General features: G+C 58.3%; 11 protein-coding genes and 1 pseudogene. 7 read left to right on the top strand and 5 right to left on the bottom strand.

The genetic code is table 11. From position 1 onward, the window contains the following. Positions 1-80: 80 nt before the first annotated feature. From ACK5JN_RS21295 to ACK5JN_RS21285, 3 genes are all read right to left on the bottom strand, one after another. Positions 81-776, bottom strand: a complete 696-nt coding sequence (locus ACK5JN_RS21295; protein WP_416871968.1) for a CidB/LrgB family autolysis modulator — start codon at positions 774-776, stop codon at positions 81-83. After that, positions 776-1,174: a CidA/LrgA family protein gene (locus ACK5JN_RS21290; protein WP_416871967.1), complete on the bottom strand. Its 399-nt coding sequence runs from the start codon at positions 1,172-1,174 to the stop codon at positions 776-778. Before ACK5JN_RS21290 ends, ACK5JN_RS21295 begins: the two co-directional genes overlap by 1 nt. A gap of 124 nt (positions 1,175-1,298) precedes the next feature. Beyond that, positions 1,299-2,222 carry a LysR substrate-binding domain-containing protein gene (locus ACK5JN_RS21285; RefSeq protein ID WP_416871966.1) on the bottom strand — a complete coding sequence of 308 codons (924 nt, stop codon included), beginning with the start codon at positions 2,220-2,222 and terminating at the stop codon, positions 1,299-1,301. 171 nt (positions 2,223-2,393) lie between these two features. Between ACK5JN_RS21285 and ACK5JN_RS21280 the strand changes: the two genes are divergently transcribed. From ACK5JN_RS21280 to ACK5JN_RS21260, 5 genes are read left to right on the top strand one after another with little or no spacing between them, the layout of a single operon-like run. Beyond that, on the top strand, positions 2,394-3,752 hold the full coding sequence (locus ACK5JN_RS21280) for an MFS transporter (protein WP_416871965.1): 1,359 nt from the start codon (positions 2,394-2,396) through the stop codon (positions 3,750-3,752). An 11-nt stretch (positions 3,753-3,763) separates the two neighbouring features. Next, the gene (gtdA, locus tag ACK5JN_RS21275; RefSeq protein WP_416871964.1) at positions 3,764-4,792 is read left to right on the top strand and encodes a gentisate 1,2-dioxygenase; all 1,029 of its coding nucleotides are present in this window, start codon (positions 3,764-3,766) and stop codon (positions 4,790-4,792) included. A 15-nt stretch (positions 4,793-4,807) separates the two neighbouring features. Beyond that, positions 4,808-5,509: a fumarylacetoacetate hydrolase family protein gene (locus ACK5JN_RS21270; RefSeq protein ID WP_416871963.1), complete on the top strand. Its 702-nt coding sequence runs from the start codon at positions 4,808-4,810 to the stop codon at positions 5,507-5,509. An 8-nt stretch (positions 5,510-5,517) separates the two neighbouring features. Continuing rightward, the gene (gene maiA, locus ACK5JN_RS21265) at positions 5,518-6,162 is read left to right on the top strand and encodes a maleylacetoacetate isomerase (protein WP_416871962.1); all 645 of its coding nucleotides are present in this window, start codon (positions 5,518-5,520) and stop codon (positions 6,160-6,162) included. A gap of 18 nt (positions 6,163-6,180) precedes the next feature. Then, a complete protein-coding gene (locus tag ACK5JN_RS21260) occupies positions 6,181-7,374 on the top strand; it encodes a 3-hydroxybenzoate 6-monooxygenase (RefSeq protein WP_416871961.1) in 1,194 nt (397 codons plus the stop codon). Between the two features lie 812 nt (positions 7,375-8,186). Here the strand turns inward: ACK5JN_RS21260 and ACK5JN_RS21255 are convergent. Next, positions 8,187-9,569: a M24 family metallopeptidase gene (locus ACK5JN_RS21255; protein ID WP_416871960.1), complete on the bottom strand. Its 1,383-nt coding sequence runs from the start codon at positions 9,567-9,569 to the stop codon at positions 8,187-8,189. A gap of 86 nt (positions 9,570-9,655) precedes the next feature. Here ACK5JN_RS21255 and dusC point away from each other — a divergent pair, with 86 nt between their 5' ends. Together dusC and ACK5JN_RS21245 are read left to right on the top strand one after the other, a co-directional pair. Continuing rightward, positions 9,656-10,594, top strand: coding sequence for a tRNA dihydrouridine(16) synthase DusC (dusC, locus tag ACK5JN_RS21250; protein WP_416871959.1), 939 nt, complete (start codon positions 9,656-9,658; stop codon positions 10,592-10,594). 280 nt (positions 10,595-10,874) lie between these two features. Then, positions 10,875-11,327, top strand: a pseudogene (locus ACK5JN_RS21245) (CAT RNA binding domain-containing protein); the annotation flags it as partial. 75 nt (positions 11,328-11,402) lie between these two features. Here ACK5JN_RS21245 and ACK5JN_RS21240 read toward each other — a convergent pair. Then, positions 11,403-11,856 (bottom strand): DUF6998 domain-containing protein (locus ACK5JN_RS21240; RefSeq protein ID WP_416871958.1); only part of this gene is annotated, 454 nt, incomplete at its 5' end.

Raw genomic sequence — 11,856 nt, 5'->3', positions numbered from 1 at the left:
GCACGCCTTGGTTAGTGATCAATGTCTCATTGTTAATGCAACACATGTAATCTAATTCTGAAATGTGTGAGTTGTCTCGTTTATCCCACCACCGATAAAATTATCGGGAACAGGAACGGGGCAATCAGCGAGGTAATAATCCCGCAGATAACCAGCGCCAGTGAACTAAACGCCCCTTCCTGGTAGTCCATTTCGGCGCAGCGCGCGGTGCCAAGGGCGTGTGACGCCGTGCCCATCGACAGGCCGCGCGACGCTTTGGTGGTAATGCGCATCAGGTTAAGCAGCGTGTGGCCAAACACCGCGCCGAGGATGCCGACGTAAATCACGCACACCGCGCTGATGGCGGGAATACCGCCGATGCTCCCGCTCACCGCCATCGCAATCGGGGTGGTGACCGATTTAGGCAGAATAGAAGCGGCGATTTGCGGCGATGCGCCCATCATCAATGCCACGGAGGTACCGGTAATCATCGCCACCGCGCTGCCGATAAAGCAGATAGTGATGATGGATTTCCAGCGGGCGCGAATCTGGTGCAGCTGTTCATACAGCGGATAGGCGAGGGCGACCACCGCCGGTTGCAGCAGATCGTTTAAGACTTCGCTGCCTTTGAAATAGTGGTCATAGGGGATGCCGGTCAGCATCAGGAACGGAATGATCACCACCATCGACACCAGCAGCGGGTTGAGCAGCGGCATTTTAAAACGTGCGCCAAGCTTACGGGCGGCAAAAAAGACCACCAGGGTCAGCGGCAGCGACCACCAGATATAATGAAGCATTATTTGTTCGCCTCTTCTTGACCGACGACTTTGCGTTCACCGTGGACCAGATGTGAACTCCAGCTCACCACCACCAGCACCACCAGCGTACTGATGGTGCAGGAGACCACCACCGGGCCGAACTGCTGGCTCAGCAGCGTGAAGTACTGCATCACGCCCACGCCGATCGGCACAAACAGCAGCGCCATGTAACGAATCAGCACGTAGCAGCCGGGGTTAACCCATTTGGCGGGCAGAATTTGCAGCGCCAGCAGCACGAAGAGAATCAGCATGCCGATAATGCTGCCGGGGATGGTGATGGGCAGCAGCGATGAAACAAAAATTCCGGCATAAAGGCAGGCGTAAATCAGCACGAATGCACGCAGGTATTGCCAGATAATATTCAGTGATTTGAGCATGGGAGTCACCTTTGGTGGAATGCATTCATCATACAATTAAACCCTAAAATGTGCTACCGATCACATCATGAAATCTGAGCATACCTGATATAGATAAGTGGAACATCAGGCATCTGACCGAGGGTTAGCCCTCGTTTTGTACAGGATGCGACAAATAGTGAAGAAAGCGGCTCAGCGCCAGCGAGGGCAGATCTTTCTTGCGCCAGAATACGCCAACGCTGCCTTTCTGCTCAATGCGCGGCAGCGCCAGAATCGACAGCTGCCCCTGGCGCTGGTAGCGCTCGGCAAGGCGTAAGGAAAGAATAGAGATCATATCGCTGCTTTGCAGCAGGTTAACGCTGACGTTCATCGACGCCGATTCAATGGTATTTTCCGGCAGCATGACGCCGTTTTCCACCAGCGCGTTATCGATACTCTGGCGGATCGGCGTGCCGTTCGGCCAGACGATCCAGCGCCATGAGGCCAGATCGTTCCACGTCAGGCTGGCAAGGCGCGCCAGCGGGTGCCCGGTACGCGCGACAAAACAGACCGGTTCGGTGTACAGCACTTCATAGTTCAGCGGTAGCTCTAGCGCCCGCCCGCCGATGCGCCCGACGACCACGTCCACCACTCCGGACTGCAAATCGTGCAGCAGCGGTGTCATCACCTTTTCTTCAATATTCAGATGCAGCGTCGGCATCTCGGCCAGCAGCGGAAAAATGGCCTGCGAAACGCAGTCCGTCGCCACCGGCGAGCAGCCGATCTTCAGGCTGCCTACCAGCCCGCCCTGCTTAAAGCGCTCCATCTCAAACTGCGAACGTTCGATATCGTTAATCAGCCGCTGGGCGTGCTGAAGCAGCAGCTTGCCGCCCTCCGACGGACGCAGCCCCTTGCTGTGCCGTTCAAACAGCGTCAGACCCAGCTCATCTTCAAACTGGGTCAGCCACTTCGACAGCGCTGGCTGGGTGATGTGCATCATCTTCGCCACCTGAGTGAGATTACCCTGCTCGCCGAGCGCCACCAGGATATGCAAATGATGCAGCTTCAGTTTCTGCGTCCAGTCAGCCATCAGGTATAACCTCCAGGTTATGGTTGAGCATGAAATGCCATTGTACAACTCATTTCTCTTATCACAAAATGGCAACATAAAAGCAAAAAAAAGAAACATCTTACCCTGTGCCGTTCGGGCCAGACGCGCGAACGGCGAAATGGATAACCTGCATTTACCGAGGCCCTCCCTATGACGCAACGACGTGAACTTCAGGCGCTAATCGACGCTGCCCCTATCGGCGCGATGCAGTGGCGCGTCATTATTTGCTGTTTCCTGGTGGTAATGATGGACGGTTTTGATACCGCCGCCATCGGCTTTATCGCCCCGGCCATTCGTGAACACTGGCAGCTGACCGCCGCCGACCTTGCCCCGCTGTTTGGCGCGGGCCTGCTGGGCTTAACCGCCGGCGCATTGCTGTGCGGCCCGCTTTCCGACAAGCTCGGACGCAAGCGGGTAATTGAGTGGTGCGTGGCGCTGTTTGGCCTGTTCAGCCTGCTGTCGGCCTTCTCGCCCAATCTCGAAACTCTGATTGTACTGCGCTTCTTAACCGGCCTCGGCCTCGGCGGCGCGATGCCCAACACCATTACCATGACCTCGGAATACCTGCCGTCCCGCCGTCGCGGCGCGCTGGTCACTCTGATGTTCTGCGGCTTTACCCTCGGCTCGGCGCTCGGCGGTATCGTCAGCGCGCAGCTGGTGGCGGTGATTGGCTGGCACGGCATTCTGGTACTGGGTGGGGTGCTGCCGCTGGTGTTGTTCTTCGGCCTGCTGGTCGCGCTGCCGGAGTCGCCGCGCTGGCTGGTTCGCCGTCAGCGTCCGCAGGCGCAGATTATCCGTACGGTGAGCGCCATGACCGGCGAGCGCTATGACGAGACCGAATTCTGGCTCGATGAACCGGCGGCGACGCAAAAGGGCAGCATCAGCCAGCTGTTTGCCGGCCGTCAGCTCACCATCACGCTGATGCTGTGGGTGGTGTTCTTTATGAGCCTGCTGATCATCTACTTACTTTCCAGCTGGATACCAACGCTGCTCAACCACCGCGGCATCGACCTGCAGCACGCCTCGTGGGTGACGGCGGCGTTCCAGGTCGGCGGTACGCTGGGCGCGCTGCTGCTGGGCGTGCTGATGGATAAATTCAACCCGTTCTGGGTGCTGGCGGTCAGCTATGCGCTGGGGGCGGTGTGCATTGTGATGATTGGCCTGAGCGAAAACGGCCTGTGGCTGATGGCGCTGGCGATTTTCGGCACCGGTATCGGCATCAGCGGCTCGCAGGTGGGGCTGAACGCGCTGACCGCCACCCTCTATCCGACGCAGAGCCGCGCTACCGGCGTGAGCTGGTCTAACGCCATCGGCCGCTGCGGCGCCATCGTCGGCTCCGTCTCCGGCGGCATGATGATGGCGATGAATTTCTCATTCGACACGTTGTTCTTTGTGATTGCCGTCCCCGCCGCCATCAGCGCCGTCATGCTGACGCTGTTGACCCTGGTGGTACGCCAATCATCCCGAGTACCCGAATCGCAGCCTGTGATGGGCGCGGTGAAAAGTTAAGGAGAATAATAATGACCTCGGACGTAAAACACGATCGCCAACAGTTCTATCAGCACATTTCCGGGCAAAACCTGACGCCGCTGTGGGAATCCCTGCATCATCTGGTGCCAAAAACGCCGAACGCCAACTGTGCTCCGGCCTACTGGAACTACCAGGAAATCCGCCCGCTGCTGCTGGAAAGCGGCAACCTGATTGGCGCGAAAGAAGCGGTGCGCCGCGTGCTGGTGCTGGAAAACCCCGGCCTGCGCGGCCAGTCATCGATTACCTCATCGCTGTATGCGGGCCTGCAGCTGATTATGCCGGGGGAAGTGGCTCCGAGCCATCGCCATAACCAGTCGGCGCTGCGCTTTGTGGTGGAAGGCCACGGCGCGTTTACCGCCGTCGACGGCGAGCGCACCCAGATGAGCCCCGGCGACTTTATTCTGACCCCGCAGTGGCGCTGGCACGATCACGGCAATCCGGGCGATGAACCGGTTATCTGGCTGGATGGCCTCGACCTGCCGCTGGTGAACTACCTCGGCTGCGGTTTTGCCGAAGACTACCCGGAAGAGCAGCAGCCGGTGACGCGTAAAGAGGGTGACTATCTGCCGCGCTACGCCGCCAACATGCTGCCGCTGCGCCACCAGGCGGGCAACTCGTCGCCGATTTTCAACTACCGCTACGACCGTAGCCGCGAAGCGCTGCACGATCTGACCCGCATGGGCGACGCCGACGAGTGGGACGGCTACAAGATGCGCTACGTCAACCCGGTGACCGGCGGCTACCCGATGCCCTCGATGGGCGCGTTCCTGCAACTGCTGCCGAAAGGCTTCCAGTCGCGTCAGGCGCGCACCACCGACAGCACCATCTACCACGTGGTGGAGGGCAGCGGCGAGGTGACTATCGGCGACCAGACCTTCAGCTTTAAAGCGAAAGATATTTTTGTTGTGCCAACCTGGCACAGCGTGTCGTTCAACACGCCCGAAGAGACCGTGCTATTCAGCTTCTCGGACCGACCTGTCCAGGAAGCCCTGGGCCTGTTCCGCGAAGCACGCTATTAATTCAGGAGAAGAAAAATGAGCAAATACGTATTTGAACCCCAGGCCCCGGTGGCGATTCCGGTAGTTGGCAGCGACGAGCAGTTCCCGGTACGCCGCGTGTACTGCGTGGGCCGTAACTATGCCGCCCACGCCCGTGAAATGGGCTTCGACCCGGATCGCGAGCCGCCGTTCTTCTTCTGCAAACCGGCCGACGCCGTGGTTCCCGTGGCCGCGGGGGAAACCCTGAATCTGGCCTACCCGGCGCAGACCGACAACTATCACTATGAAATTGAGCTGGTGGTGGCTATCGGTAAAAAAGGCAGCGATATCCCGCTGGAAAACGCCGAAGAGTACATCTGGGGCTACGCGACCGGCCTCGACATGACCCGCCGCGACCGTCAGATGGAGATGCGTCAGATGGGCCGCCCGTGGGAAATCGGCAAGGCGTTCGACCTCTCCGCGCCGATTGCGCCGCTGCATAAAGTCGCCGACGCGCCGTCGCTCGACAACGCGCCAATCTGGCTGCAGGTGGACGGTAAAGATCGCCAGCGCAGCGATATTGAACATCTGATCTGGGATGTTAAAGAGACCGTCAGCTACCTGTCCGGTTTCTTCGAACTGCAGCCGGGCGACCTGATCTTCACCGGTACGCCGGAAGGGGTTGGCCCGGTAGTGAAAGGCGAAACCATCACCGGTAACGTCGAAGGTTTAACGCCAATCGCGGTGAAAATTGTTTGAGGTGAGCGATGAAGCTGTACAGTTTTTTTAATAGTTCGGCCTCTTACCGCGTGCGCATCGCGCTGGCGCTGAAGGGCATTGACCACCAGACGGTGGGCGTCAACATTCGTATCGGCCAGCAGAACGCGCTGGAATACCGACGCCTGAATCCGGTGGGGCTGGTGCCCGCGCTTATTACCGACGACGGTGAATCGCTGGGGCAATCGCTGGCGATTATTGACTGGCTGGACAGACATTTCCCGCAGACGCCGCTGCTACCGGCGAACGATCCGCAGCGCATGCGCGTGCTGGAAGTAGTGTACGCCATCTGTTGCGACATCCACCCCATCAATAACATGCGCGTATTGCGCTACCTCAGCGACGAGCTGAAGGTCAGTGAAGATGAGAAAAAACGCTGGTATGCACACTGGATCCAGCAGGGGCTAAGCGCGGTGGAACAGCTGCTGCGCCGAAGCGATTCCGGGGCATTTTGTATCGGCGATGCGCCGACGCTCGCCGACTGCTGCCTGGTGCCGCAGTGGGCCAACGCCGAACGTATGGGCTGTGACCTGAGCGGGTTCCCGCGCTGTAAAGCGGTCTATGACGCCTGTACGGCGCTGCCGGCGTTTATCGCCGCCGCCCCTGAAAACCAGCAGGACAAGATCCCGGCGTAGTCAGAAAGGAGAATTATCATGGCAAAAGTAACGCGTGCAATTATTGTCGGCGGCGGTATCGGTGGCGCGGCTACCGCGCTGTCGCTGGCGCGTCAGGGCATCCAGGTGATGCTGCTGGAGCAGGCGCACGAAATCGGCGAAATTGGCGCCGGGATCCAGCTGGGGCCGAACGCCTTTTCGGCGCTCGACAGCCTGGGGGTTGGCGAGGTCGCCCGCCAGCGCGCGGTGTTTACCGATCACATCACCATGATGGATGCGGTCAACGGCGAAGAGGTGATTTGCGTCGAGACCGGTCAGGCGTTTCGCGACCATTTCGGCGGCCCGTACGCGGTCATTCACCGCGTTGATATTCATGCCACCGTCTGGGAAGCGGCTTTACAGCATCCGGGCGTCAAATACCGCACCTCTACCCACGTGGTGGACATCCGCCAGACCGCCGATGACGTGACGGTGTTTGATGACAAAGGGAATAGCTGGACGGCGGATATTCTGATCGGCTGCGACGGTGTGAAATCGGTGGTACGTCAGAGCCTGCTGGGCGACACGCCGCGCGTGACCGGCCACGTTGTGTACCGCGCGGTGGTGGAACGCGAAGATATGCCGGAAGACCTGCGCATCAACGCGCCGGTGCTGTGGGCGGGCCCGCACTGCCACCTGGTGCACTATCCGCTGCGCGGCGGCAAACAGTACAACCTGGTGGTGACCTTCCACAGCCGCGAGACGGAACAGTGGGGCGTGCGTGACGGCAGTAAAGAAGAGGTGATGTCGTACTTTAAAGGCATCCACCCGCGCCCGCGCCAGATGCTCGACAAGCCCACTTCATGGCGTCGCTGGTCGACCGCCGACCGTGAACCGGTAGAGAAATGGGGCAACGATCGCATCACCCTGGTGGGCGACGCCGCGCATCCGGTTGCGCAGTATATGGCGCAGGGGGCCTGCATGGCGCTGGAAGATGCGGTGACGCTCGGCAAAGCGTTGACCCAGTGCGACGGCGATGCCGCCCGCGCATTTGCGCTGTATGAATCGGTACGTATTCCGCGCACCGCGCGTATCGTCTGGTCCACCCGTGAAATGGGCCGCCTGTACCACGCGGCGGGGGTTGAGCGTCAGGTGCGTAACCTGCTGTGGAAAGGCAAAACCCAGGACGAGTTCTACCGCGGGATTGAGTGGCTGTACGGCTGGAAAGAAGATAACTGCCTGGAACCGCGATAGCCGCGGTTGCCACGATGGGCTCCCTCTCTTTTCAGGGCTGTCTCTTATACACAAGTTCTCGATGATAGTTATCAGCGAGGGGGAGGTGTATTTGGATTTCTCACACCGTTGCGCTCCTTATTCAGTTCTCGCCATATAAATTGCACGGGCGCAGGGAGCGCGCAAGGGGCGGCCAATCGCCACCGCCCCCTGCACCCCCGGGCTCTGGCGGCAAAATCGCCGCTTCGCGGTGCCCTCAGCTTATCCCTTACGGCTTTCGGGTCGGGCGCGAGGTAACATCCCTGTAAAGCCGCGCCCTCAGCCCACATCCCTGTGGGCTGCCCCGGCCTTCAGGGAACGCTTCGGCGATTTAGACGCCACCAACACCAGTGCGGTCTTTTAGTTAACAGCAAAAACCAGAGCCACTGAAACCGATGAGTCCCGCTGGAAATCGGCGAACCGAAGAATGGAAGGCAAGGTCAGGACGCCATGGATGGCGGACTGAGGCGAACCGAGACAGGACAAAATTGCCGAGAGCAATTTTGAACAACGCTTGCGTTGGCCCGAAGGGCGAGTCCCAGGGATGGGACGAGTAATCTCGAGTTTCGCCGTGCCGTAGGCTGGAGTTCGTAGGTGAGCGCAGTGCGAAGCACCTATTTCCCTGCGGGGCCGCGGGGATTGTCAAGGGGGGCGCGGGCGCCCCCCTTGGCCCGTTCACCGGTGAAAAGACCTCATGTTCCGCCTGACGTAAAGTGAACGGAACCCTTCACCTTACTGACAGATATTAGGACCTGTCCCTCGATTCAGGGAGAGGGCGCTGAATGGGCTGCAAACTAACCCACCAGCGCCTTATCTTTGGCTAACATAAACGGCCGCAAATACCCCACGGCGTTTGAGAGCGGTATCACGTCATCGCTCAACGCAATATGCAACGTCTCGCGAATATACGCCCGGCGCGCCTCAATACGCGCCCACAGATCTGGATAATACTGCGCGATCTGTTGTTGCAACGCCGCATCCGCCAGCGCGACGCTCTCTTCGGCACTGGTTCCGGTGTATCCCGGTACCGACGGGATAATATCGATCTGCACGATCATTCCGCTTTTCAGCGTGGCAACGGAACCCGCGTACACCGGCGATGACATCCACTCTTCATCGGCGCTCAGGTGCCCCGGATTAAGATGCCAGCCGTACTGCGCTTTCGGCAGCACGCGTTCGACTAAATCGTAAAGCTCGCCGCCCGGCATGCCAATTTTAATCTGCTCCAGCCACGTTGCCACCGCGCCAAAGTACGGTTTCACCACCCGGTCTAAATAATCGCGCTGGTTCTCCGGCAGCTCGCTTTCTTCGGCAATCACGAATCCACTGCGGCTGGATAGCCCGCCTTTAAAACCGGTGGTCATCGACAGCGGCTGGCCGCGCTCGACCTTTTTATAAGAGGGATACAGGTTGGCCTTTTCAAAACGCTGCCCGGCGGCGGCGATGGTCACCACCGACGGAAACTGCCCTTCGGCGGTAAGCAGCGCGCCCAGATCTACCTCGCGAACGCCCGGTTCGACGGCATCCAGCGCCGCCAGCATGCAGCGCGAGGCGAGGTTAGCGCCGTATTCATAGTGGGCAATTTCGTTGGCGTTATTCACCGTACGTGCGCCTTTATCGCCGCCGATAAACAGATGCGCGGCGTTAATCAGCTCGGCGTGGGTGCTCTGTTTGATCGCCTCGACGATAAACCACGGAAGGTCGAACAGCTTTGCATTATCGCTGCCGGCGGCGGTAAACATTTTCCAGCCCACCAGGCCAATCTTTGACATGGCGCTCAGCCCGGTTTCGCTAAACAGCTGCGCCAGCGGCTTTTCGTTATCCATCGGCTGATTCGGCAGCGAGAACAGCGGACAATGCTTGAGCGTTACGGGAATACGCGAATGGTTGGCCATTTTCAGGTTTTCATTGCCGAGGATCGCGGTGGCGTGCCCGGACTTATGCAGCACCAGTAACCCTTCCTCAAAACGCGGAATAAAGCCGGTCAGGTACTCAAAATTACTGCCGTGCTCTTTGTCGGCGTAAATCACCAGCGCGTCGAAGCGCTCTTCCTGCATGCTGGCGAGCAGCTTATTTTTACGTTCGAGCAGGGTGGCATCGGTCAGCGTGACCGGCGGTACGTCGTTAAATCCGCGCGGCGGCTGGACGGCGCGAAGCTGGATATCCCTGGTATTCATTATTCACCTCCTGGTGTGTCGACTGGCAGTGGAAAGCGGCATACTAAGACGTTACCATAGCGCCTCTTTTTTTTCCGGATAACAATATGCGTGTTTTACTGGCACCGATGGAAGGCGTGCTCGACTCCCTGGTGCGCGAGCTGCTGACCGAAGTGAATGATTACGATCTGTGCATCACCGAATTTCTGCGCGTGGTGGATCAACTGCTGCCGGTAAAATCGTTCTACAAGCTGTGTCCGGAGCTGCATAACGGCAGCCGTACGCCGTCCGGCACCCGCGTGCGCATCCAGCTGTTGGGGCAGTATCCCGAGTGGCTAGCGGAGAACGCCGCCCGCGCGGTGGAGCTGGGCTCCTGGGGCGTGGACCTCAACTGCGGCTGCCCGTCGAAAACGGTCAACGGCAGCGGCGGTGGGGCCACGCTGCTGAAAGATCCGGAGCTTATCTATCAGGGCGCGAAAGCCATGCGCGAAGCGGTTCCCGCGCACCTGCCGGTGACGGTCAAGGTGCGCCTGGGCTGGGACAGCGGCGCGCGGCAGTTTGAAATTGCCGATGCGGTGCAGCAGGCGGGGGCGACCGAGCTGGCGGTGCACGGGCGCACCAAAGAAGACGGCTACAAGGCCGAGCGCATTAACTGGCAGGCGATTGCCGATATCCGCCAGCGGCTCTCCATTCCGGTTATCGCCAACGGCGAGATCTGGGACTACGACAGCGCGCAGGGCTGTATGGCAGTGACCGGCTGCGACGCGGTGATGATTGGCCGCGGTGCGCTGAACGTGCCGAACCTCAGCCGGGTCATCAAATACAACGAGCCGCGACTGCCGTGGCCGCAGGTGGTCGATTTACTGAAAAAATACGCCCACCTGGAAAAGCAGGGCGATACCGGGCTGTATCACGTCGCGCGGATTAAGCAGTGGCTGGGCTATTTGCGCAAAGAGTATGCCGAAGCCAGCGAGCTGTTTACCGCCGTGCGCGCGTTGCAGGAATCTAAGCGGATTGCCCGGGCGATTCACGACTGGCAGGCATAAAGTATCCGATCTGTATCACAATTTTCTCGTCGCTCCATTGAGCAACGGGCGCGTTAAATGAAATACTCGTAGCCGATTGTTACTGCTACGGCAGGCAAAACCTGATTATCTGACGTTTGTCAGGAGTCAGGTTTTTTTGTTTCTGGGGTTCATATACACAAAATCATTCAAGTTGCATCAAGGCGGCAAGGGAATGAATCCCCAGGAGCGTACATAAGTCCGTGACTGGGGTGAATGAGCGCAGCCAACGCGGAGGCAGCTTGAAGGATGAAGTGTATAAATGCAGATCGCCAAAGTGCTTAATAATAATGTGGTGGTGGTTCTGGATGAACACCGGCGTGAGCAGGTGGTGATGGGGCGAGGGCTAGCCTTTCAGAAACGCGTCGGCGACTCACTGGACGAGTCGAAAATCGAGAAAATTTTTGCTCTGCAAAGCGATGAGCTGGTAGGGCGTTTAGGTGAATTACTCAGTCAGATCCCGCTTGAGGTGATGACCACCTGCGACCGGATCATTGAGCGGGCGCGCGAGCGGCTCGGCAAGCTACAGGAGAGCGTCTACATCACGTTGACCGATCACTGTCACTTCGCCATTGAGCGGCAGAAAAAGGGCGTGGCGCTGCGCAACGTGCTGCTGTGGGAGACCAAACGGCTCTACCCGAAAGAGTTTGCGCTGGGCCAGGAGGCGCGGGCGCTGATTGCCCAGCGGCTGGGCGTGGAGCTGGCGGAGTCTGAATAAAACATTCAACCTTTTAAATATTAAGGGTTTTTCTGTATTCAACTTTCAGTTGTGTACCTAAACGTGTACCAATTAAAGGATCTCAGGTTCAGCAACCTTGCTCCAGCGGAGACTACTAATAGACTTGAATTTTGCTATGCCTAGCTGGTTTCGCTCATTTCTAGACTTTGACCCGGGAGCTTGAAGAGCTGCGACTACTACATCTCTTGATGCTTCATACATGGCAAAAGCATCATAATTTTCATCAAGCAAAACTAAAAGAACAGAATCAAATGGCTTAGATATATCAATAGCACCAATTCTCGCAGAGACTTTTTTAGGATCAGGCATATATCGACCTTTGATTTGAACTCTATATTCTTTCCCGTCCAAAATCTCAGTCGCATCGTATCCGGACTGACGTGCCGAACATAGTGACAACCCGAGAAGAGTTGCAGCTTCATGTTCAGCTATTTCTCCTGTGATTCCGAGAGGTTTATTGGTTAATTTGTAATACCTTAGCGCCACATCTTTAGCTTCATTTAGT

The organism is Kluyvera sp. (assembly GCF_047971185.1).
In the GTDB taxonomy this organism is placed as follows: Bacteria; Pseudomonadota; Gammaproteobacteria; order Enterobacterales; family Enterobacteriaceae; genus Kluyvera.
The sequence above is the reverse complement of the archived record's forward strand: the minus strand, read 5'-3'. Positions and strand labels throughout refer to the sequence as shown.

What these genes read in the sequence shown, in the direction of transcription:
- ACK5JN_RS21295 (WP_416871968.1), bottom strand. Translation starts at nt 776, where the DNA reads ATGCTTCATTATATCTGGTGGTCGCTGCCGCTGACCCTGGTGGTCTTT.
- ACK5JN_RS21290 (WP_416871967.1), bottom strand. Translation starts at nt 1,174, where the DNA reads ATGCTCAAATCACTGAATATTATCTGGCAATACCTGCGTGCATTCGTG.
- ACK5JN_RS21285 (WP_416871966.1), bottom strand. Translation starts at nt 2,222, where the DNA reads ATGGCTGACTGGACGCAGAAACTGAAGCTGCATCATTTGCATATCCTG.
- ACK5JN_RS21280 (WP_416871965.1), top strand. Translation starts at nt 2,394, where the DNA reads ATGACGCAACGACGTGAACTTCAGGCGCTAATCGACGCTGCCCCTATC.
- gtdA (WP_416871964.1), top strand. Translation starts at nt 3,764, where the DNA reads ATGACCTCGGACGTAAAACACGATCGCCAACAGTTCTATCAGCACATT.
- ACK5JN_RS21270 (WP_416871963.1), top strand. Translation starts at nt 4,808, where the DNA reads ATGAGCAAATACGTATTTGAACCCCAGGCCCCGGTGGCGATTCCGGTA.
- maiA (WP_416871962.1), top strand. Translation starts at nt 5,518, where the DNA reads ATGAAGCTGTACAGTTTTTTTAATAGTTCGGCCTCTTACCGCGTGCGC.
- ACK5JN_RS21260 (WP_416871961.1), top strand. Translation starts at nt 6,181, where the DNA reads ATGGCAAAAGTAACGCGTGCAATTATTGTCGGCGGCGGTATCGGTGGC.
- ACK5JN_RS21255 (WP_416871960.1), bottom strand. Translation starts at nt 9,569, where the DNA reads ATGAATACCAGGGATATCCAGCTTCGCGCCGTCCAGCCGCCGCGCGGA.
- dusC (WP_416871959.1), top strand. Translation starts at nt 9,656, where the DNA reads ATGCGTGTTTTACTGGCACCGATGGAAGGCGTGCTCGACTCCCTGGTG.